The sequence below is a fragment of the Geodermatophilus sp. URMC 61 genome (assembly GCF_052931555.1).
The window spans coordinates 1-21928 of record NZ_JBRFHZ010000002.1; the positions used below are offsets into that span (position 1 = coordinate 1).

The window sequence follows — 21928 nt, forward strand, 5'->3', positions numbered from 1 at the left end:
TGGGCTCAACCGGTCGTTACAACACCCGCTTGGTGGAGCAACCGTAGTTGCTCGTCTAGGACCTCGGCCGGGGTCTTCCAGTCGAGGACCTTCCGGGGCCTGCTGTTGACCGCGGCCTGCACGGCGAGCAGGTCCTCGAGGTCCCAGCGGGAGAGGTCGGTGCCCTTGGGGAAGTACTGGCGCAGCAGGCCGTTGGTGTTCTCGTTCGTGCCGCGCTGCCAGGGCGAGTGCGGGTCGGCGAAGTAGACGGCGATGCCGGTGTCGACCGTGAACTGTGCGTGCGCGGAGAGCTCCTTGCCGCGGTCCCAGGTCAGTGAGCGCAGCAGCTCGGCGGGCATCGTGGCCATCGTCGCCTGCAACGCGTCCTTCATCGCGACGGCGCCGTAGCCGCCGAGGGCAGGTCCGTTCTTGACCGGTGGGACGGTGCCGTAGCCCTCCAGACGCGGCAGGTGAACCAGCAGCGTGTAGCGGCTGGTGCGCTCGACCACGGTGCCGATCGCCGACCGGTTCAGCCCGATGATCAGGTCGCCCTCCCAGTGCCCGGGGACCGCGCGGTCCTCGGCCTCGGCCGGCCGCTCGCTGAGCACGACCTCGGCGGTGACGTGACCCTGCGGCCTGTTGCGTGAGCGCTCGCGGGGCTTGCGCAGCGCCCGCCCGGTCCGCAGGCAGGCCACCAGCTCGCGCTTGAGCGCGCCGCGCCCTTCGATGTAGAGCGCCTGGTAGATCGCCTCGTGGCTGATGCGCATGTCCGCATCGTCGGGGAAGTCGATGACGAGCCGTCGGCTGATCTGCTCCGGGCTCCAGGCCGTCGCCCAGCGACGGTCGGCACGATGGGGCTTGTTCAAGCCCTTCCAGGTCGTCGGCGGGCCCGCGGCGACCGTCCCGTCGGGCCGCTGCAACTGCCCACTGAGCCGGGTCTGGACGTACTCCTGCAGCCGCGGATCGCTCGCCAGCTTCGCCGTTTTGGGGCGCCGAGCAGCGGTCTGCGCCTTCCACTGCGCGACCGTCGCCCGGTACTCGATTCGGCCGCTGCGGGTCGCGGCGTTGCGTCGCAGCTCGCGCGAGATCGTGCCGGGATCGCGCTTGAGCTTACGAGCGATCGCCCGGACTCCGAGACCCTTCGCGTTCAGCAGAGCGAGGTTCTCACGCTCGTGAAACGACAGGTAGCGGCCGGTGGGCTCGGCCAGGCTCAGCGGCGGCATGCCGCCAGCGTGACGAAACCAGCGCGACGCGACGGGCGTGGACACGCCGACCTCGAGCCCGGCGTCCTCGGTGCGCTTGCCCTGCGCGATCAAGCGCCAGAACGCGCGCTCCACATGCCGGGCCGGCATCGGCCGGCCCGGTGAGCGCATCGCGGGCCGCAAAGCCCGATCCGCTTGCTGCTGACGTCGCACCATCGAACACCTCCGTGATCACGGGGTGTTGCGACGACCGATTGAGTCCGCCAGGTGAGAAAACCTCTCTATGAAGACGGGGGCCGCTGTCAAGGATCCTGTCGTTCCCGCGTAGGAGCCTGGCGCCGCGGGGTGCCGCAGCGGGTCCAGGTGGAGCGCCCGCAGCCGCACAGCGGCGAGGACGAACGACCTGGACGTGCGAGGACCCGGCGGCAGAATGACCGGCCGCGGAGAACGTGGGATCCCTGGGATACCACTCACGGACACCGATCAGGGACACCGATCAGGGACACCGATTCGGAGGGGATCGGCCGGGTGGGTGAAGAGCCGCGCTCATCTCTCTATCGCCTCCTCGGCAGGAGGACCAGGTCGGATGGGAGGGGCTTCGCTCCGGTGGCGCAATTCAATGCGGGGCCGTCTACGCGGCCAGAGGTTTTACGGCGCCTGCCGGAGCGAAGGGCTTATTCGTGGTGAGCATGAACCAGATCGCCTCGGCCAGCCGGCGAGCGAGGTCGACCCGGGCGATCCGGGCCCCGCGCTGCTTGCCCAGGCGGGTCCGGGTCCGCTGGTAGCGCTCGGCGTAGGCCGGGTGGCGGGCGGCGTGGGTGGCCGCCTCGATCAGCGCCCAGCGCAGGTACTTCGGCCCGTTCTTGGCCAGTGAGTTCCGGTGATCGCGGCGGCCAGACTGGTAGACCGTCGGGCACAGCCCGGTGTAGCCGACCAGCTTCTTCGGCGTGGCGAACCGGGCGATGTCGCCGATCTCAGCGGCGATGGTGTAACCCAGCACCGGCCCGATGCCCGGCACGGTCACCAGCAACGGCACGTACGGGTGATCGGCGCCGAGCCGGCGCAGCGCCGCCTCGCAGTCGGCGATCTGGTCGTCGAGGTCGTCGATCAGCCGCAGCGCCGCCGCGACGTCCCCGGCCCACGGCTCGGGCAGCGCCAGGCCCGTCAGCAGGCGGCGGCCGGCGGCGCCGAACAGGTCAGACACCGGGCACGGATGGCCAAAGGCCATCAGGATGGCGTGGATGCGGTTCTTCAGCGCGGTGCGATGGCGCACCAGGTGCAACCGCCACCGGGCCCGCTCCCGCTCGGCGCGCACATCCGGATCGGGCAACCAGATCGCCGGTACCAACTCCCGCCGGGACAGCTCGGCGAGCACCCACGCATCGATGCGATCGGTCTTGGCCGCCAGCGGCGCCAGCCCCTTGACCTTGACCGCATCGGCGACCTGGACCTCCCAGCCGAGCAGCTCCAGCTGGTCATGGACGAAGCGGGCGCCGGTCATCGACTCGATCGCCGCCGTCACCGGCTGCTCGAACGCACCGATCCGGGCGGCCAGCGAGGCCAGGCCGCCGGCGTCCGGCGCCGCGGTGGTCACCAGCATCGGCGCGCCCGTCTCATTCATGACGTGCACATCCACACGGGTCCTGCTCAGGTCCAGCCCAACGTGCAACATGAGGACCAGGCCTCCTCTCGTCACGACTGCCGGCCTCACCAGCAGCGTGCTCCGGGGGGAGGTCCCCGTCTTCATGGCATTCAGTGGTGCGGTACTCAGGGAGAGATGCGCGAAGCCCTGCGCGTGGAGCGGGGACCTCTACGGGGGATCGTTCACGAACCGGAACTGCACCCGTACCGAGTCATCGTCCATCGGAATGACAAGAGTCGAGTTGCTGGCCGACCACGTGCCCGGGACGAGGAAGAGCCGTTCGGGTCCTTGGATTAACAATCGCAGTTGCCGGTAGCGGTAGCGAAAACGCTGGTCTGCTTCCACGGCGAGCGCCGTCTCCTCGATGCCCGGCGAAGTCAGGTAGAGGCGCTCGGTCGTGTCCAGGATGACGCCCGGCAGACGGTCGAGATGCTGCGCCGTGTCGCGCGCGATACCCCTGCCAGATGCCTCCGCCACCGTGGCTGTGGCCCAAAAGAGGCTCACCGTCAGGACGAGCCACATCGCCACCACGGTCATCCCGCGGGATCGGTCCCGAGGGTGGAGCAGGCCCGCCAGGCGGTGCCCGTAGCCTGAAAGCGCGGACCCGAGCGCCAGCAGCAGCGGCGTCACGAGCGGGTAGGCCGCCCAGTTCCGCAGCGCCGGATAGGTAGCGAGGAGCGCTGCGCTCGCCGCGAGCACGCAGTACCCCGCCACGTTGAGTAGGCGGGTGACCTGCTGGATGCCCTGCAGGTATCTGGAGGACTCCACGACCGTGGCCTCGGCAACGCCCGGATGCCGATCGAACACGGCTGCGATCTGGCGGCGCACGGCCGCGTCAACCGCGACTCCCAGGGCTCCCGAGGCCAACAACACAAGAAGCGGACCCAGCAGCACCTGGGGGCTGCGCATGACGTAGTCCTGCGTCCCGAGCCCAATGGTGTCGACATCGACGCCGAAGTACCGGTACTGGGCACGCGAAGCGGCGTACCCGAAGTAGAAGAGCAACGCGGTGACCAGGGTGAACGGCGCCGCAACCGATGCCACATTGCCCAGGAAGCGCTCGACCCGGGCCAGGGTCGAGCCGTCTTCCGGCGTCGGCGTGGGCGTCGGCGTCACGGCTACGGCGTTCCCGCGCCGCCGGGTTGCGGGTCGGGATCGGGTTGCGGGTCGGGATCGGGTTGCGGGTCGGGATCGGGTTGCGGGTCGGGATCGGGATCGGGCTGCGGGTCGGGATCGGGTTGCGGGTCGGGATCGGGATCGGGCTGCGGGTCGGGATCGGGTTGCGGGTCGGGATCGGGCTGCGGGTCGGGATCGGATCCCGGCTTCCAGCGGTAGACGGTGATGGCGATTTTCGTTTGGAGGCCCCCTTGGCTGATGGCCGCTCTCAGGTCCTGAACAAAGCTTTCGCACTCCTGTCGCTGGGCCTCTGGGCAGTGAACGGCGGTGTCCATGACCATCGCGACCTCTATCCCGTCGGCGTCTTCCTCGGGCTTCGGTTCTCCGCTGATCGTGACCGCCACGCCACAGTCATCATCCTCGGCCGTAAAAGCGAGTTCCCCGACGTGGCAGGTACGGCTATCGCCGCAGCCCGCCCCGCCGATACGCAGAAAATTCTCGGGCTCGAAGCGGGCACCGGTAACTGGATCGGTCAACCGGATGGCGGTAACCACTATCTGGGCGCCGTCGGGAATGCGAGGTTCGTCCGGGCCAAGGTATCTCACGTTCACGCAGGCGGATTGCTCCTCGACTCCCACGTTGACACCGATTGGCGGGGTTGGGAGGTACAGAACCACCTCGCCGGGCCCCGGTGAGTCCGGGGGCTCGGGCCCATTGCCTTCCGGTGGTGGCGGCGAAGGATCATCCGTTACGGGACCATCGGTGGACGGGGGTGCGTTGGTAGGCGGGGCATCCGGACCGGAGCCATCACAGCCACTCAGAAGCGTCACCGTCGCCAGGCCGAGGGCAGCCACCGGAGTCGGAATCATTCGCACGAGACCACCTCCACCCCGCAGTCACACGACGAGGCTGTGCGCAGTCGAAGGAGAGATCCCGGCGTCAGACTGCGGCCAACTCGCTTTCTAGTAGCACGGTTGGTTTTATCACGGGCGGCTTTCCTTGGAAGGGAGCGGGATATCCCAGGTCGAGACTGTCGCCAGGCCGCAGGGTGACGCCCTTGAACGCCCGGTGGAAAACCTCGACCCCGTTGATGTCCAGCCGGAGGTCCTCCGGTCTCCAAGTGGGAGCGCCCTGGTTCCAGGTGCTCACCACGAGCCGTGTGCCGAGCAGTTCCTTCAGAAGGACCCGGTGCTTCTTGTGGCAGGCCGAGACGTCCACCGCGAACGCGTCCTCGTGACCCGGCTCGAATTGCCGGTGGAACTTCGTGACCTTGACGAAATCCCCGAGCAGATCCTGTTTGAAGTACTGCATGTTCAGTTGCAACTTGACCTGGTCCAGCGGGTTCCCCGCAAGCCCGTCCTTCTTGATCATCAGGAACAGGTAGATGTCGGCCGGAAAGTCCTTGCTGGACTGCTGGGATGTCTTCACGGTCACCCGGATCGCATCGATGAACTCGTGCCCGATGTCGGCCCGAATGTTTCCCGTTCCTCGCAGCCCGAACCGCTTCAGGCGGTCCTCCAGGGACTCGGGGCCGCCGGGCAGTGGTGGCTTCGGCGGCAGGGGCCCCAGGGGCAGGCTGGCGAGCGTGCTGCGATGCGCTTCCAGCCGGGCGATGCCCATGTCCGCGTACCGGCGGGCGCCCTGCGTGTTCGGATGGATGAAGGACGCGATGAGCGCACGGTGGATGCGGTAGACCTCCCCGCCCAGATGCTCCCGCGGGGTGCGCCCCCTCTCGATTTTCCGGGTGAACAGCGCCTGCTTCATGGAGCGGGGGCCGTCGATCTTGGCCCGCAACGCCTTAGCGCCCTCAAATCCACTGTCCCCCTCCACGGTCAGTTGAACGAACATCTTTTGGATGTCTTCCAGCGCGTCGAGCCGGTCGATGTGCTTGCGGCGTTCCACCTCCATGGGATCCTTGGTCGGCGGGCGGAATGCCCCGGCGACCAGGGGTTCGGCTGCGAACACGGAGTTCACGTCCCTGAACCCGGAGGGAACGAAGATGATCCCGGGTCCCCGCACGCTGGAGTCCCGGTTCGCCTCGGTGACGGCCGCGCGAAGCCAGTAGGTCGCCAGCCCCTGCGCCCACACGGACCGAACGCGCGCCTCGGCGACCGCCTTGTCCACATCGACGCTGCCCGGAAGGTTAAAGAGGTTGGCCACCGCGTTGAGATACCATTTGACCGTGGTGGTCTTCTCGCTCTTGAAGAAGTTCTTGAGAGAGGCGAGGCTGGTTCCGTAGGAGAAGGGCGGAAAGTAGCCGAACAGCAGGATGACCGCGTGCGGCATCTTGGTGCGCGCGGCCCTCAGCAGTTCCAGAGTGTGCTGGAAGCAGATCTCCCGGATGTCTCCGCCGAACTTGTCGACGAACGCATTGTTGTTCGCGGTGGAATCGAGGATGGCCTCGAAATCGATGTCATTTCCGCCGCCACAGATGAGCGCGACCTCGATGTCGTTGGCGAGTGCGTCGGGAAGGCCCTCCTTTACCTGCCAGAGAATCGTCGGGAATGACGCGGGCACTTCGCCGAACAGTCGAGTGGCGGCCTTCTCGTTGCCGAGGAGGAAAGCGGCCTCCTCCGCCGCGCTCGTGAATAGGCTGGGAAAGGTGTCCACGAAGTCTTCCCGGCTGGAGCCTTGGTGGGCGCTGAGTTTGATTTGTGCGCCGGATCGGGAGAGGTCGTGCGCCACGAGGCCGTTGCGCTTGCGCAGCGCTCCGACCTCCTTGGCGATGAGCGCGGAGAACCGGGCGCTGCGGGCCACGCCCTGGCCCCACATCAGCGAGTCGCCGAAGGCCGCAAACCGCATCGGCTTTCCGGGCGCCGGGGGAATCATGACGTCAGAGAGGGTCGCCGTGCGCTGCCGCGCCGGGTCCGGACGGGGGCCGATCTGGTTGCGTCGGGCATCGGATGCTCCCATCGGGATGCTCCCCCGCGCAGACAAGTCACGGTTCGCCCCGGCCGCGCGCCCGTCAAGGGGTTGTCACCTGCGGGGCGACTGAGTGGGACGACGAGACCGCCTGGCCCGGCGCCTGGGAGTGAATCCACTCCGTCCCTAAGGGCGGGACAGACAGGGGCATACACAAGCCAGACGCGTGTATGGGACGGCAAATCTGCGGTGTCGGTCAAACGGGACTGCCCCGACTTCAGTTGACTCGTCGGGTGGGTGGTCAGGCCGCTGACGCAGCGGGCGTGAGTGTCTCGTACTCGACTGGGGTGAGCCGTCCGAGGCGGCGTTGGCGGCGGCGGCGGCGGTGGTAGGTGCGCTCGATCCAGGTGATGATCGCCAGCCGCAGCTCCTCCCGGGTCGCCCAGCGCTGCCGATCCAGAACGTTCTTCTGCAGCAGCGCGAAGAAGGACTCCATCGCGGCGTTGTCGCCGCAGGCGCCGACCCGGCCCATCGAGCCGACCAGCCCGTTGGTGGCCAGGGCGCGGACGAAGGCGTTCGACCGGAATTGGCTGCCGCGATCCGAATGCACCACGGTGCCGGCCGGGCTGCGACGGATGATCGCGTTGCGCAGCGCCGCCACGGCCAGTGAGGCCTTCATCCTCGAGTCGATGGAGTAGCCGACGATCCGCCCGGAGTAGGCGTCCTTGATCGCGCAGAGGTAGAGCTTGCCCTCGGCGGTGGGGTGTTCGGTGTGCACCGGCGGCCCGGAGCGCCGGTTCAGGCCGGGCTTCTTGGCGAACACCGACCAGATCCGCTGCTGCGAGCACAGCCGCGCGACCCGGTTCTCGCCCGCGGTGAGGCCACGTTCGCGCAGCTCGTCGGCGATGAACCGGTAGCCGAAGGCCGGGTCGTCGGCGTGGATGTCGTAGGCGGCGTTGATCAGGTGCGCGTCGTCCCAGTCCCGCTGGCTGACCGGGTTGGCGCACCACTTGTAGAAGGCCTGCGGAGAGAAGCCCAGCGCCCGGCAGATCACCGCGACGGGGATGTGCTCGGCGGCGAGTTCACGGACCAGCGGGTAGATCATTTTGGGAGCACGTCGCGGGCGAAGTAGGCCGTCGCCCGCCGCAGGATCTCGTTCTCCTGCTCCAGCAGCTTGTTGCGCCGGCGCAGCTCGCGCAGCTCCGCGGAGTCGTCCTTGCCACCGCCGCCGCGGTCACCGCCGGCCGGCGGCGCGATCCCGTCCTCGCGGTCGGCGATCTTCAGCCAGCGGGCCAGGCAGGACTCCGAGATGCCGAAGTCCCGCGCGATCTGGGCGATCGACGCCTCGCCCTTGCGGGCCACGGCGATCACGTCACGACGGAACTCCGCCGGAAACGGCTTGGGCACGATGCCGATCCTTCCAGCGAGGCCGAAGCCTCACAGACAAGGAGTCAACCGAACCGGGGGCAGTCCCGACCGTCGCTCTCCACAGGTGCGGGCGGCACCGCCCCGACCGCGTTCACCCGGACTGGAGGATTACTGGAGGACTACTGCAGGTCCGCGGTTGACACCTGGCAGGGCACCCGCCGCCTGCCGGCAGACGTCGCAACCCGAATCCGAGCCCGCACGGTCCAGCAGGTCTCCGGCGGAGCCTCGCCTCGGTGCGCGGTGCTGCGGTCACCGACTCCCGCCGATCTCGAGCAGCTCGTGCCGTGGAGTGATCCCGCAGTGCTCCGGTGGCTGCTCAGGAGAGGCCTGCTGCTCCCTGGCGACGTCGGGGCCGATGGCGGATCTGCGCCCGTCGCACTCCTCTGGCCGCTTCCGCACAACCGGCCTCCTCCGACTGCAGCGGGTCGGGGGAAGGGTGGGCCGCAGGCCCATCCCGAAGGGACGCGCAGCGCCTCTCCGGCGACCGATGCAGCCGGCATCCTCGGCCGGCTGCGGGGCGGCGTCGCTCCTGACTGCGGTCCTCCGACTCCGTCGGTAGTCCGCCCCGAGTCCGCAGATAGTCCGCAGAACGCCCGCTTCCGCCCGTCGACCGTCAATCACAGTCAGCGCTATATCCGCTGGTCAGGGACCTGCTGGGGTAGGTCGGCGCAGGTCAACAACCTGGCCTCAATCATGTCCGGGATGTGCACGCGCCGTGCGCTGAACGTTCCGACCAGCTGCGGACTACCCTGGCCAGCGACGACCAGACCGGCGAGATCGGCGCGTCCTGGGACGTGAGAAAACAGCTCCGCTCGCTGCTGAGCAGCGCCTCGCTGGCCGAGGCGAGACACTGCCGGGGCGAGGGTGAGACATACTGGTTGTTAGCCGTGTGCCGGGAACTGGGATTGACCGTTGTTGCGAGGCTCCGAATCGTACGGGGACTGATATTATAACCATATGTTGATGGTGGGTGGCGCCACGCCCCTTTCGATGGACTTGGCCCGTCGTCAGCGTAGTTGTAACGAGCGGTGCCTGTGCAGTGGCCAACCATTCATTGTCGGCCATGGGGACCGGGCACCCCGCTTTAACAGAGCCAGAGTCCGGCCAAGAGCGGCGCGCTGCTCGTCATGACGTGCCTTAGGGGTTTGGAACGATATGGGCACCGCCCCAAGACTCCTTGCAATTCAACTTCTGCACGTGACTCCGAATGCGTCCGCTGCTGTCGTCACTCACCTTCTTCGGGATCTTGTCCTCCGCTCGTCCACGCCGCGATGTTGTTTCGGGTGGTCAGCGTGTAGGGGTGATGAGGACCCAGCACCCGCTCCAGGTCGGGTAGCAGTCTTTGGGACAGCCGCACCGCCTGCGCCAAGTCTCCCAGCTTTCCGGTCCACACCGCGACGTTGATCCGGGTGGTCAGCGTGTAGGGGTGGTGCGGACCCAGCACCCGCTCCCGGTCGGGTAGTAGCTCCTGATACAGCCGGAGCGCCTGCGCCGGGTCTCCCAGCTCTCCGGTACACGACGCGATGTTGTTCCGGGTGGTCAGCGTGTCGGGGTGGTGCGGACCCAGCACCCGCTCCCGGTCGGGTAGTAGCTCCTGATACAGCCGGAGCGCCTGCGCCGGGTCCCCCAGCTTTTGAGTCTGGAAGGCCATGTGGTGCCGGGTGATCAGCGTGTCGGGGTGGTGCGGACCCAGCACCCGTTCCTGGTCGGGTAGCAGCTCTTGAAACAGCCGCAGCGCCTGCGCCGAGTCTCCCAGCTCTCCGGTACACGACGCGATGTTCATCCGGGTGCTGAGCGTGCCGGGGTGGTGCGGACCCAGCACCCGCTCCCGGTCGGGTAGCAGCTCCTGATACAGCCGGAGCGCCTGCGCCCGGTCTCCCAGCTCTTCAGTCTGAAACGCAACGTTGTGCCGGGTGCTGAGTGTGTCGGGGTGGTGCGGACCCAGCACCCGCTCCCGGTCGAATAACAGCTCCTGAAACAGCTGCAGCGCCTCCGCCGGGTCCCCCGCCTCCCCGGTCCAGTACGCAATCTCGTGTCGAATCCAAAGCCTGTCCATGTGGTCGTGTTCAAGGCGCATTCGAACGCGGGTACCCCAGGTGATCCACCGTTCAAGGTTCCTGCGCGGAGTTGGCAGCGGTCGGCGCTGTAGGGCGCGCAGCGCGGCGGTGATGTCCCCCAGCTGCCACAGGTGTTCGGCTTCGGCCTCTGCTGCCCAGCGGTAGAGGGGGTTGTCCATGTACAGGCCAGTGACCGGGGCTAGCTTTTCGATCTGCTCGAGCAGGATGCGGTGGCCGTTGATGACGTCGACGGGTCGCCGGGCGTGGTGTTGCAGGTGTTCAGCGAGTGTGGGGTGAAAGAGTCCGACGAGTTCCCGGTCGGTCCCGGGCTCAAAGCGCACGATGAGACGGTTGAGTCGCTGCAGGACGGCGCGGAGCCGTGCGGGCCCCGACGGTCCACCGAACACGGCGCTGACGGCGCCGAGCAGGGTCAGGGGCATGACCGGACCGGCGCCGGCCGCGGTCAGCGGAGTGAGCACCGGGCGCAGCTGCTGCGCCCACTCGTTGGGATCGGCCGCGCCGACCTCATCCAGCATGCGGTCATAGAGCAGGGCCAGGGCGCCGGCCCGGTCCCCGCCGGGGTTGAGCCGCTCCAGCAGGTCGTCGCGCGCGGTCTCGTCCAGGCTGGTGTGCGTGTCGGCGATCAGCCGGGCGAGCAACCATGCGCTAGCGCCCCGCGCGCAGGCGTCGGCTAGGAACTTGGCGAGGGCCCGGGGGAGTCGACGGCCTTCGAGGTAGCGGACGAGTACGTCGGGAGGAGGAGCGTCGACCGTGAGCCGGGCTCCGTCGAACATGATGGGCTCACCGCTGTTGGCCCGCTGGCTCACGATCAGATGGACGTGGCCGTCGGGATCGGTGAGCAGCTGTGCCAGCCACGCCTGGATTGCGGGGGCAATGTCATCGCGGAGTTGGTCCAGTCCGTCCAGGACCAGGCGCACCGGACCTGCACCGGTCAGGTGACCGAGCGGGCCGGACACCTGCTGAACGAGAGCGGGCTGGTGCTCCCAGCCGTCGGCTGCTTCCCGGTGTGTGCTGACCGCGGCCCGGTAACCGTCGACGCTGACCATCAGCTGATCACGCAAGTCGTAGGCCAGTGACCGCTCGGTGACCGTCCGGTCCAGGAACACCACCGCGTGCACGAACCGGTCGGGCACGCGGCCCACAGACAACTCGGGCCGGGCCAACGCGGCCAGCAGCGTCGACTTGCCCGAGCCCGCGGGCCCGCTGACGGTCACGCAGCGATTCCGCCGCGCCCGTACGAGCAGGCCCTCCAGCAGCGCAGGCGGCTCGAATCCGGCGGTCAAGTACTCGACGGTGTCCGCGGCCCGGGTGCCGGCGAGGGGGATGCGGGCAGGCCGATGGGCCACGTTGGGGGCCAACCACAGCGAGGCGTCACCCGCTGGGTCATCGTCGCTGAGGTGCCGCCCGTCGTAGGCCAGCCACTGCGGCACCTGCCCGCGGCAGATGATCCGTGCTCGGATGTCGCGGCACGCCATCCGCGATCCCATCGCGGGATCCCCGTTGCGCAACAGCTCGATGACGCCGCGGGTGAAGCAGCCGTCGGCGGCTGTCCGGTCGTCGGTCGCCGTGGCCATCTCAAAGCGGGTTCCAGCGGCCGCCGCCACTCGGGCCACCCGCTCGGTGACGTCCAGAGCACCCTCACCGGCGTGGCATGCGTCCACGAGAACAACCAGCCCATCGATGGTGTCGTGATCGCGCATCAGCTCGCGTAGCCCCTGTCCGAGCAGCCACGCCGAGCCCATGGTCGGCTGCTGCGGTGTCGGGCAGTCGTACGGCAGCAGATAGAAGTCCTTGCCGCCGGTCACGCCGTCGCCGGGAAAGCCGACCTCCCCGTGTCCGAGAAAGGTCAGAAACAGGCTGGCCTCGGCCTCGCGCGCACCCGCGAACGCGTCCCCCAGCGCCTGCTCCAGCTCGGCACGACTGGGATTGAGCAACGGCCCGGGCTGCGCGGGCAGGGCCGGCTCGCACCCGCCGAGCAGCGGATCGGTCAACACGGCATACAGCTCCTCGGCCAGCCGCGGCAGAAACGACAGCTCTCCCAGCTGCTGACACTGCGACCCGATCACCAACGCCCGCCGACCAGCCATCCCTCCCCCTTCATCGCGCCGGTCTCCCACCGCCCTGGAGCGCCACCCAGGGGACGAGCCGCGGTCACGACCCGACGTCGGTCAATGGGCATCCTGGCTCAGCGCGGCGGCAACCGGCCGGCCCACGGCCGGCTTCGTCAAGTAGTGAGTCGCGTCATGCGGCTTGGATCCGTTGTCGACCGACACGCCCCCCTCCCACCGCGCGCCTGGCGGCACCGTCACCGCGAACAGCGGCGTCAGGTCCGGCACTGCCGCCACAATGTCATCTTCCGCGGCGACGTTGACCCACCAGCCCACGTGCGGCGGAAACGGCGGCGGCTGCTTCTCCAACCGGTCGTAGATCAGCGTGCGCAATCCCAGCGGGCTGCCCAGCGTGACCAGCAGTGGCAACGGCGTCGTGCGGCGGCAGGCCGCCTCGTAGGCCACCACCGAGCCCAGTGAATGCCCGATCAGCACCCGGGTGTCTTCTTTTAGGTGTTCGGCGACCCGCGCCTGAACTTTCTCTCGCAGCTCTGGCTCGCTGAGGTAACGGGTCACCTGCGTCAGGGACCGAACAACGAACCGCTGCGCGACCGCCATTCCCATCGGAGCGAACCAGCGCAGCCGCGCCAGCCCCGCCAACGCCGACCGGGCCGCATTCCGCGCGCTCTGCTCCTCCCCGAGGGTGCCCTGCAACCGGTCCAGCTCATCCTGCGCCGTTCGCCGATCCTGGCTACGAGCCGCATGCGTTGCGGCCCGATGCAGCAACGCGACCGCCAGCTCCTGCACCAGCGCCGCCTCATCCTCGTCCAGGTCGTCTAGGTCGGCTCCGCCACCCTGCACGTCGGTCGGTGTGAACAGGTCCCCGTAGAACACCATTCGTGCATCGACCGCACCCGCCACACCGTGGGCCAACAACAATCGCTCGGTCAACTCCGGCGCCCCGGCCCTCAATACCCCATCCGACAACGCCGGTCGCCACCCTTGCCCCAGCACAGCCGGCCCCAACTGCTCCTGACCAATGCCATGGACGAACACGACCTCCGCCATCCGACGCCTCGCGATCAACAGTGGAACCGCCAGCCGTTGCGGCAGCGCCGGCGTCCGGGCTCCAGGCCGTGCGTGGTGTTGTACTAGGTTCGGCTGGACTTGGCGAGTCGTCAGCCGGGTCAAGTCCCGTGGCGTGGTGTGTGACGGCGACCGCGTGATCTCCCAGTTCGGTCCGGCTCTGAGCGCCGGAATGATCACCTCCTCGGTGGTCCCGGTCGCCGGCTCGGTGACGAGTCGGATGCGGCAGCGGGCGAGGACATCCAGGCTCAGATGGCGGCGGCCTTCGATCCATTCGTTGTGTTGCTCGGCCAGCACGGCGCCGACCAGGTGGATCATTGCGTCGCGGTCGGGAAGGATGCCGACCACGTCGGTGCGGCGGGCGGTCTCGCGGTTAAGCCGCTCCGAGGGGTTTGTTCGACCAGATCTGCCGCCAGACCTCCCTGGGAAGGCGTTGAAGGCCAGCACGTCGGCGTAGGCGGCTTCACCGACGCCCATCCCCAAACTCCTGGCCGCTCCCCATAACCGGGTCCGGCTGCAACGGGATGGGGGAGGGGTAGGCCGTAGGCCCATCCCGCAGGGACGCGCGGCGCCCCTCCGACAACCCATTGCAGCCGGAACCCTCGGCGGCTGTAAAGCGGCTTCCCTGGCGCCTCGTGGCGGCTCCGCTGGGCCCGCGGAGCACGCCATCTCAGTCCGCACAAAGTCCACAGAGTCCGCAGGAAGTCCGCAACTCAGCCAACACCGGTCGTCAGCGGCCAAGGACGCTCAATCGTGAAGCCGCAGGTCAGGCCCAGGTTCCATCGTTTACCGCATGCAGCCGTGCACCCCGGGTCAGTTCTGGGTCTTTGACTCCGCCGAACCTTTCGCAAGTGCGCTGAGGATGGCGACCGCAGCGGTCGGCACGCTGCGTCCGCTCGGGCGGCAGCCCAGGTCGGCATGGATTCCCCGGTCTGCTCATCGTCGTCTGCGCGCAGGTCGACGGGGCTACTCTTCGATCATGTCTTCCGCCGAGCGGCAGTCCGAGGTCTTGGACCTCGTCATCGGCGCTGACGGCTCTGGCAGCGTCGACGCCGCGCAACTTGCTCGCTTGGGCGTCGAGCCCGGCACTCACCTGAGCGTCGTGCCCATTAGTCCTCCCCGGGCGGCGGAGCGCCGCCGCTCCGTGCGGGGAGCTCTGGCCGGTTCAGGGCCGGCGCCGAGTCCGGAGGACTTTGAGGCCGCCAGCTCCGCCGCGGCCCGGGACTCAGTCGATCGCTACCGCCAGGGCGGCGTCTGGGACCCGACGACCCTGTGAGGGTCGTCGCCGACACCCAGGCGTTGGTCTGGTACCTGCTCGACGACCCGGATCGCCGGCTCTCGCCGGATGCGCGCACTGCGCTGGAGCAAGCGGAGTCGACCGACGGCATCGCCGTCTCCGTCGCCTCGGTCGTCGACCTCTGGTACGTGATCCGCACGCGCGGGACGTTCACCGACGACCAGCTGGATCAGGTCCTCGGGCTGCTCCGCGATCCGGAGACCTCGCTCGAGGCCGAGCCGATCACCCTGGACATCGCCGCGGCGTTCCGGCAGATCCCCCGCGACGCGCTTGGTGATCCGTGGGACCGCTTCATCACCGCCACGGCCATGGCCCTCGACCTGCCGCTGGTCACCCGCGACCGGCGCATCACTGACTCCGGACTGGTCAAGACGGTCTGGTAGCGGCCTTGCCCTCGTCGCAAGGCGCCGAGTCGCATCAGCGCCTCGGGGATGGGCGCAACCAGCTTCGCGGCGCCTCGGCCGGCGTCCATGGCGTCGAGAGGCCGTCGATTCCGTCCCGGTCGGCAGTCCGGTGAGGCTGCCCCGAGGTGCGGTGCCCTCGCCGGGTCCTCGGAGCGCGGCCTGCGCGCGAGGTTTTCGATGGGTTTTCCATGGCCCCGCCCGGACGGCGGCCGTCTCGGCAGGAGTCTCTCTGGCAAACCTGCAGGTCAGAAGGGTGTGAGAGGTGAGAGGGTGCGCCATCAGGGACTCGAACCCCGAACCCGCTGATTAAGAGTCAGCTGCTCTGCCAATTGAGCTAATGGCGCGTGTCGTCCGGCTGGACCGGGCGACGGTGGAGAACGATACCAGCGCGCGGGAGCCCTTCGCCGAGTGGGCCCGCAGTCCAACGGACGAGAGTGTTCCGTCTTCGACGTGGACACTGGTTGGTCGGTGCAAGCTGTCGTCCGGAGGAGGCGACTGTCCAGGACGCGGAGGAGATGGTGATGCGGAGGACGTCGGCGCTGGTCACAGCGGCGGCACTGGCCCTGCTGGCCGGCTGCCAGGGCAGCGGCGGCGGTGGGGCGGTGGCGGCTCCGGTCATCCCCGAGGCGCCCCCGGTCGCGGTCGAGGTCACCCCGGCCGACGGTGCGATCGACGTCTCACCCACGGTCCCGGTGGAGATCTCCGTCACGGACGGCGAGCTGACCGACGTGGCCGTCGTCGACGGTGCCGGTGCCGCGGTCCCGGGCGCGGTGGCCGACTCGCCGGAGGACCCGGCCGTCGAGGTCTGGACGCCGGAGACCCCGCTGGCCTACGGCACCACCTACACGCTGACCGCCACCGCCGAGGGGGTGAGCGCGGAGCCCGCCCAGGCGGCGACCACCTTCACCACCGTCACCCCGCAGCGGCAGCTGACGCCGGCCATCGGCCCGCTGGACGGCCAGACCGTCGGCGTCGGCATGCCCATCCGCGTCTACTTCGACCAGCCGATCACCGACAAGGCCGCCGTCGAGCGCAACCTGACGGTGACCAGCTCCACCCCGACCGACGGCGTCTGGAACTGGTTCAGCGACACCGAGGTGCACTTCCGCCCGTCGCAGTACTGGCCGGAGAACACCGACGTCACCCTCGACGCCGACCTCTACGGCGTGGACTTCGGCAACGGGGTGTGGGGCGAGACCGACCGCACGGTCTCCTTCCGGATCGGCGAGCGGCACGTCTCCGTGGCCGACGCGGACACCCACCAGATGGAGGTCTACGACGGCGACCAGCTGGTGCAGACCTTCCCGATCAGCGCGGGCAGCCCGGACAACCCCAGCTACAACGGCGCGCACGTGGTCACCGAGATGAACCGCGACCGCGTGATGGACTCCAGCACCTACGGCGTCCCGGTCGACAGCCCGGGTGGCTACCGCACGCCGGTCGAGTACGCCGTCCGCATCTCCGACAGCGGCGAGTTCGTGCACGCCGCCCCGTGGTCGGTGGCCCAGCAGGGCCGGGAGAACGTCTCCCACGGCTGCATCAACCTCTCCACCGAGCGGGCCCGCTGGTTCTTCGAGTTCTCCCAGCCCGGCGACGTCGTGGAGATCCGCGGCTCCGACGCCGGCACCCTGCGTTCGCCCATCAACGACTGGACCATCCCCTGGGAGGAGTGGCGGGCCGGCAGCGCGCTGACCTGAACGGTTTCCCCGCGCCACGCCCGGGGAATGATCACCCCGGTCCCCTGAGCGCGAGGAGAGTGCCGTGGACACCTGGGTGATCGTGCTGATCGTCGTGGTCGTCGTCGCGTTGCTGGCCGCGCTGGCCCTCACCATGGCCAAGCGCAACCGCATCAACGGCGCCCGCAAGCGGGAGCAGGCCCGCGACCACCTGCGCGAGGCCGAGCTGCGCCGGACGCAGGCCGAGAAGGAGCAGGCCGCCGCCGAGGAGCAGGCGGCCCGCGCCCGGCGGGAGCGGGCCGAGGTCGAGGAGCGGACCCGGCTGGCCGAGCAGGAGGCGCGCGAGCGCGCGGCACGGGCGGGCGAACACGCCTCGGCGGCCGAGGAGCTGCGCGCCAAGGCGGAGAAGCTGGCGCCGGGTCTGGCCGACCAGCACGGCCGGCACGCCGACGGCCGTGCGACCGACACGGCCGGACCCGACCAGCCCGCCGGCGGCGCCACCCGCCGCTGAGTTCCGGCTCCTCGGGCGGTCTGACGTCCGAGGGGCCGATCCGTGCCCCGCCCGACTCCCGGAGGGGTGCCATGACCGACCTGCTCGCCATCGGCACGCGCAAGGGCCTGTGGCTGGCCCGCAGCGAGGACGACCGCCGCACCTGGACCCTGGGTGAGCCGCACCTGCTCGCCCAGGAGGTCGCGGCGGTCTCGATCGACACCCGCGGCCCGTCCCCGCGCGTGTTGGCGGGCATCCAGTACGGGCACTGGGGTCCGACGGTCATGTGGTCCGACGACCTCGGCGCGAGCTGGGAGGAGACCGAGGCCGGCGCCATCCGCTTCCCCGAGGACACCGGCGCGGCGCTCGCCCGTGTCTGGCAGCTGCGCCCCGACAGCGCGGACCGGCCCGGCGTCGTCTGGGCCGGCTGCGAGCCGCACTCGCTGTGGCGCAGCACCGACGGCGGCCGCAGCTTCGACCTGGTGCGCGGCCTGTGGGACCACCCGCACCGGCCGACCTGGGAGCCCGGCGGCGGGGGAGGCGCGGTGCACACCGTGCTGCCCGATCCGGCCTCGGACCGGGTGACCGTCGCGATGAGCACCGGCGGCGTGTACGTCAGCGAGGACGGCGGCGGGAAGTGGGAGCCGCGCAACTCCGGCATCAGCGCCGTCTTCCTGCCCGAACCGACGCCCGAGTACGGCCAGTGCGTGCACAAGGTCGCCGCCGACGCGGCCGGTCCGGACCGCATGTACGCGCAGAACCACTTCGGCGTCTTCCGCACCGACGACGCGGGGCGGTCCTGGACGTCGATCGCCGAGGGGCTGCCCGCCGACTTCGGCTTCCCGGTCGTCGCCTCGCCGTCCACCCCCGGGACGGCGTGGGTGGTGCCGTTGGTCGCCGACGTCCAACGCGTGCCGCCGGAGGGCCGGCTGCAGGTGCACCGCACGCGCGACGCGGGGGAGACCTGGACCGCGCTGACCACCGGCCTGCCCGACGCCTGCTGGACGGCCGTCGTGCGCGACGCGGCCTGCGCCGACGAGGCCGACCCGACCGGGCTGTACGTCGGCACCCGCGACGGCTGCGTCTACGCCAGCGCAGACGAGGGCGGCACCTTCACCCTGGTCGCCGACCACCTGCCCGACGTGCTCGTCGTCCGCGCTGCCCGGATCTGACCGTGGCCGTCGAGGTGGTGCTGCCCGGCGTCCTGGCCGACCTGGCCGGCGGCACGAAACACCTGCAGGTCGAGCCAGCCGGCGGCACGCTCGCCGACCTGCTGGACACGCTGGCCGTCGTCCACCCGGCGCTGGCCCGCCGGATCCGCGACGAGGCCGGTGCGGTGCGGCGCTTCGTCAACGTCTACGTCGACGGCGACGACGTCCGGTACGCCGGCGGGCTGGGCACCCCGGTCTCCGACGGCGCCGTGGTCCAGGTGCTGCCGTCGGTGGCCGGCGGCTGACCCACGGCTCCCGGGGGCCGGACGGTCGCCCGGTCGTGCCCTCGCGTCGTGCCGGGCGCGCTCGCCCGGCCGCCGCGGGGCGATCCGGCGGTACCGTTCTCCGCGCAGAGCCTGCTGCGTCCGGGGATCCCCCGCCTGGGCGGTGCGACATGGACGAGGACCGGTACGACGTCATCGTCGTCGGCGCGCGGTGTGCCGGGTCTCCCACCGCGATGCTGCTGGCCCGCCACGGCCACCGTGTGCTGCTGGTGGACCGGTCGACCTTCCCCAGCGACACCGTCTCCACGCACCTCGTCCACCCCCTGGGGGTGGCAGCTCTCCAGCGCTGGGGCCTCCTCGACCGTGTCGTCGCCACGGGCTGTCCACCGATCGACACGTACGCGTTCGACTTCGGGCCCTTCACCATCTCCGGGTCACCGGGGACCCCCGACTCGCCCGTCGCCTACTCCCCGCGCCGGACGGTCCTGGACCAGATCCTGGTCGAGGCGGCGGCCGAGTCGGGAGCCGAGATCCGGGAAGGCTTCACGGTCGACGAACTCGTCATCGAGGACGGGTCGGTCGTCGGGGTCCGTGGCCACGGCAAGGACGATCGGCGGACCGTCACCGAGCGCGCCCGGGTCGTGGTCGGCGCGGACGGCCTGCGCTCGTTCGTGGCCCGTGTCGTGCGACCGGAGCAGTACCGCGAGCAGCGGCCGCTGCTGTGCGGTTACTACACCTACTGGAGCGGGCTGCCGGTGGGTAGCCGGTGGGAGATCTACGTCCGCCCGCACCGCGGGATCGGCGCGTGGCAGACCAACGAGGACCTGACGCTGGTCATCGCCGGGTGGCCGTACGCGGAGTTCGAGGCGAACAGGAAGGACTTCGAGGGCACGTACCTGCGGACGCTCGAGCTGGTTCCGCAGTTGGCCGAGCGACTCCGCCCGGCCACTCGCACCGCACGCCTGGTCGGCGCCGCGGTGCCCAACTTCTTCCGCAAGCCCTACGGACCCGGTTGGGCGCTGGTCGGCGACGCCGGTTACACCAAGGACCCCATCACCGCCCAGGGGATCCAGGACGCCTTCCGGGACGCCGAGCTCTGCGCGGCAGCACTGCACGACGTCCTCGCAGGCGTGCGGCCGTTCGACGCCGCCATGAGCGAGTACCGGTCGCGGCGGGACGAGCAGGTCCTGGCCATGTACGAGTTCACCCTCGGGCTCGCCGCACTGGAGCCCCCGCCGCCGGATCTCCAGCGTCTGCTCGCCGCCGCCCACGGCGACCAGGAGGCGATGGACCAGTTCGCGCGGGTCAACGCCGGGACCGAGTCGCCGGCCGACTTCTTCGCCCCCGCGAACGTCGAACGCATCCTGGCCGCGGCCGGGCAGCCACTCGCCTCGGGGTGAGAGGCGGGTCGAGCGCCGCGTGTCCCAGCGGAGCCGCCCGGGCTCCCGGGGGCCTCCGGCTCACGGCCCTCCCGGCGAGGCGTCAGAGAGCGGCCAGGGTCGTGCACTCGGCGCACAGCTGCGAGCTGTCGTGGTCCTCCGGCGGCCACACGGTCTGGTCGTCCACCGCGACGTAGGCGCCGCAGAGCGCCTTGCGGCTGCGGCCGGTCACCCGGCCGATGGTCGCGTGCGCCGGCCCGATCTGCCGCGGGACGAGGCCCTCCGCGCTGCCCACCGAGCCGACCATCACGACGGCGTGAGCGGTCCCGTAGGAGTAGGCGAGAGTCATGGCCCCAGCGTCGCCAGGAGGAGCCGGGGCGGGCCAGCACCCGAGGGGTGCGTGTCGGCTGCACCCGCCACAGCCGTCGCTGCCGTCACAGCACGGCCGTCCGGTCGCCCCCGGATCTCGCCGGGCGAGGCTGCCGGGCGGGGTCCAGGATGGACGGCAGGGCGGCCGAGCGACGGGCCGTTCCAGGGGGAGGAGGGGGACTCCACGTGCTGTCCGATCGAGCCCGCCCCGTGGTGGAGGCGACTCTGGCGCCGGTCGCCGACAACATCGGCGAGATCGCCCGCCGGTTCTACGGCCACCTCTTCAACGCCCATCCCCAGCTCCTGGACGGGGTGTTCAACCGGGGCAACCAGGCCGAGGGCACCCAGCAGGTGGCCCTCGCCGGGTCCGTGGCCGCGTTCGCCAGCGCGCTGGTGAAGACGCCGGAGCAGTTGCCCGAGCAGCTGCTGAACCGGATCGCGCACAAGCACGCGTCCCTGGGCATCCGGCCCGACCAGTACCAGGTCGTGCACGAGCACCTGTTCTGGGCGATCGCCGACGTGCTCGGCGACGCGGTCACGCCCGAGGTCGCCGCCGCCTGGGACGAGGTCTACTGGCTGATGGCCTACGCCCTGATCCACCAGGAGCGGGGTCTGTACAGTGCCCGCGGCGTGCGCCCGGAGAGGGTGTGGCGGGACTGGCAGGTCGAGGAGAAGGTCGCCGAGACCGAGGACGTGGTCACCTTCCGGGTCGGGCGGGTCGACGACCGGCTGGTCAAGACCTCCCTGCCGGGGCAGTACGTGTCGGTCAAGGTCCGCATGCCCGACGGGGTCCACCAGCCGCGGCAGTACAGCCTGACGCGCGCCGACGACGGCGAGCACCGCCAGTTCTCCGTCAAGCGGGTCCGCGGCGGCGGCAAGCCGGACGGCGAGGTCTCCAACCACCTCTGCGACAGCGTCCAGGTCGGCGACGTCCTGACCCTCTCGCTGCCCTTCGGTGACGTGGTGCTCGACGACTGGCGGCCGGCGGTCTTCGCCAGCGCGGGCATCGGCATCACCCCGATGGCGGGCATGCTCTCCCACCTGCGGCACGCGGGTTCCGGGCTGCCCATCACCCTGCTGCACGCCGACAGGGACGAGAGCTCCTTCGCCCTGCGTCACCAGGTGCTCGACGACGTCCGCGCCCTGCCCGACGCCAGGGTGCACGTCTGGTACGAGTCCGGCGCCGAGAGCGCACTGCCGGTCGACGGCGTGCACGCCGGGATGATGGACCTCACCGCGGTGGACCTCCCCGAGGGCGCCGCCTACTACCTGTGCGGTCCCCTGCCCTTCATGCAGGCGGTGCGCAGCGCCCTCGTCGAGCGCGGGATCCCGCCCCGGGACATCCAGTACGAGGTGTTCGGGCCCGACCTGTGGCAGGCCGACTTCCGCACCGAGCCCGCGCCCGGCAGCGACGCGGGCGCCTGACGACCCCGAGCG

General features: G+C 70.0%; 16 protein-coding genes and 1 tRNA gene. 7 read left to right on the forward strand and 10 right to left on the reverse strand.

Features of this window, described 5'->3' with window-relative positions; translation table 11 throughout:
* Nucleotides 1-5: 5 nt before the first annotated feature.
* From ACU610_RS00050 to ACU610_RS00085, 8 genes are all read right to left on the reverse strand, one after another.
* Nucleotides 6-1397, reverse strand: a complete 1392-nt coding sequence (locus ACU610_RS00050) for an IS30 family transposase (protein WP_446765689.1) — start codon at nt 1395-1397, stop codon at nt 6-8.
* A 415-nt stretch (nt 1398-1812) separates the two neighbouring features.
* Nucleotides 1813-2928, reverse strand: coding sequence for an IS110 family transposase (locus tag ACU610_RS00055; protein ID WP_446765690.1), 1116 nt, complete (start codon nt 2926-2928; stop codon nt 1813-1815).
* 63 nt (nt 2929-2991) lie between these two features.
* On the reverse strand, nt 2992-3939 hold the full coding sequence (locus ACU610_RS00060) for a hypothetical protein (protein WP_446765691.1): 948 nt from the start codon (nt 3937-3939) through the stop codon (nt 2992-2994).
* A gap of 2 nt (nt 3940-3941) precedes the next feature.
* Nucleotides 3942-4550, reverse strand: coding sequence for a hypothetical protein (locus ACU610_RS00065; RefSeq protein WP_446765692.1), 609 nt, complete (start codon nt 4548-4550; stop codon nt 3942-3944).
* 328 nt (nt 4551-4878) lie between these two features.
* Nucleotides 4879-6852 carry a hypothetical protein gene (locus ACU610_RS00070; protein ID WP_446765693.1) on the reverse strand — a complete coding sequence of 658 codons (1974 nt, stop codon included), beginning with the start codon at nt 6850-6852 and terminating at the stop codon, nt 4879-4881.
* Between the two features lie 250 nt (nt 6853-7102).
* Nucleotides 7103-8208 (reverse strand): IS3 family transposase gene (locus tag ACU610_RS00075; protein ID WP_446765694.1). Its coding sequence is split into 2 segments (ribosomal slippage): nt 7103-7914 and nt 7914-8208, totalling 1107 coding nucleotides; the frame shifts between segments, so codons are not numbered across the junction.
* A gap of 1246 nt (nt 8209-9454) precedes the next feature.
* Entirely contained in the window at nt 9455-12394 is a 2940-nt protein-coding gene (locus ACU610_RS00080; protein ID WP_446765695.1) for a tetratricopeptide repeat protein, read from the reverse strand.
* A gap of 81 nt (nt 12395-12475) precedes the next feature.
* On the reverse strand, nt 12476-13918 hold the full coding sequence (locus ACU610_RS00085) for a transposase (protein ID WP_446765696.1): 1443 nt from the start codon (nt 13916-13918) through the stop codon (nt 12476-12478).
* Between the two features lie 795 nt (nt 13919-14713).
* On the opposite strand from ACU610_RS00085, the gene ACU610_RS00090 reads away from it, so the two are divergent.
* Nucleotides 14714-15121, forward strand: a complete 408-nt coding sequence (locus ACU610_RS00090; RefSeq protein ID WP_446765697.1) for a type II toxin-antitoxin system VapC family toxin — start codon at nt 14714-14716, stop codon at nt 15119-15121.
* Nucleotides 15122-15413: 292 nt separating this feature from the next.
* Here the strand turns inward: ACU610_RS00090 and ACU610_RS00095 are convergent.
* Nucleotides 15414-15486 (reverse strand) — tRNA-Lys (locus ACU610_RS00095).
* A 177-nt stretch (nt 15487-15663) separates the two neighbouring features.
* Between ACU610_RS00095 and ACU610_RS00100 the strand changes: the two genes are divergently transcribed.
* From ACU610_RS00100 to ACU610_RS00120, 5 genes are all read left to right on the forward strand, one after another.
* Entirely contained in the window at nt 15664-16839 is a 1176-nt protein-coding gene (locus tag ACU610_RS00100) for a L,D-transpeptidase (RefSeq protein ID WP_446765698.1), read from the forward strand.
* A gap of 64 nt (nt 16840-16903) precedes the next feature.
* Nucleotides 16904-17329 carry a hypothetical protein gene (locus ACU610_RS00105; RefSeq protein ID WP_446765699.1) on the forward strand — a complete coding sequence of 142 codons (426 nt, stop codon included), beginning with the start codon at nt 16904-16906 and terminating at the stop codon, nt 17327-17329.
* A 71-nt stretch (nt 17330-17400) separates the two neighbouring features.
* On the forward strand, nt 17401-18480 hold the full coding sequence (locus ACU610_RS00110; protein WP_446765700.1) for an exo-alpha-sialidase: 1080 nt from the start codon (nt 17401-17403) through the stop codon (nt 18478-18480).
* A 2-nt stretch (nt 18481-18482) separates the two neighbouring features.
* Nucleotides 18483-18764 carry a ubiquitin-like small modifier protein 1 gene (locus tag ACU610_RS00115; RefSeq protein ID WP_446765701.1) on the forward strand — a complete coding sequence of 94 codons (282 nt, stop codon included), beginning with the start codon at nt 18483-18485 and terminating at the stop codon, nt 18762-18764.
* A gap of 149 nt (nt 18765-18913) precedes the next feature.
* Complete coding sequence (locus ACU610_RS00120) at nt 18914-20143, forward strand: NAD(P)/FAD-dependent oxidoreductase (RefSeq protein ID WP_446765702.1); 1230 nt, start codon at nt 18914-18916, stop codon at nt 20141-20143.
* A gap of 82 nt (nt 20144-20225) precedes the next feature.
* Here ACU610_RS00120 and ACU610_RS00125 read toward each other — a convergent pair whose 3' ends face one another.
* Nucleotides 20226-20471 carry a hypothetical protein gene (locus ACU610_RS00125; RefSeq protein ID WP_446765703.1) on the reverse strand — a complete coding sequence of 82 codons (246 nt, stop codon included), beginning with the start codon at nt 20469-20471 and terminating at the stop codon, nt 20226-20228.
* A gap of 206 nt (nt 20472-20677) precedes the next feature.
* Here ACU610_RS00125 and ACU610_RS00130 point away from each other — a divergent pair, with 206 nt between their 5' ends.
* A complete protein-coding gene (locus ACU610_RS00130; RefSeq protein WP_446765704.1) occupies nt 20678-21916 on the forward strand; it encodes a globin domain-containing protein in 1239 nt (412 codons plus the stop codon).
* Nucleotides 21917-21928 lie beyond the last annotated feature (12 nt).

Coding starts and splice junctions, on each gene's coding strand:
- ACU610_RS00050 (WP_446765689.1), bottom strand. CDS start 1,397: ATGGTGCGACGTCAGCAGCAAGCGGATCGGGCTTTGCGGCCCGCGATG.
- ACU610_RS00055 (WP_446765690.1), bottom strand. CDS start 2,928: ATGAAGACGGGGACCTCCCCCCGGAGCACGCTGCTGGTGAGGCCGGCA.
- ACU610_RS00070 (WP_446765693.1), bottom strand. CDS start 6,852: ATGGGAGCATCCGATGCCCGACGCAACCAGATCGGCCCCCGTCCGGAC.
- ACU610_RS00080 (WP_446765695.1), bottom strand. CDS start 12,394: ATGGCTGGTCGGCGGGCGTTGGTGATCGGGTCGCAGTGTCAGCAGCTG.
- ACU610_RS00085 (WP_446765696.1), bottom strand. CDS start 13,918: ATGGGCGTCGGTGAAGCCGCCTACGCCGACGTGCTGGCCTTCAACGCC.
- ACU610_RS00100 (WP_446765698.1), top strand. CDS start 15,664: ATGCGGAGGACGTCGGCGCTGGTCACAGCGGCGGCACTGGCCCTGCTG.
- ACU610_RS00110 (WP_446765700.1), top strand. CDS start 17,401: ATGACCGACCTGCTCGCCATCGGCACGCGCAAGGGCCTGTGGCTGGCC.
- ACU610_RS00120 (WP_446765702.1), top strand. CDS start 18,914: ATGGACGAGGACCGGTACGACGTCATCGTCGTCGGCGCGCGGTGTGCC.
- ACU610_RS00125 (WP_446765703.1), bottom strand. CDS start 20,471: ATGACTCTCGCCTACTCCTACGGGACCGCTCACGCCGTCGTGATGGTC.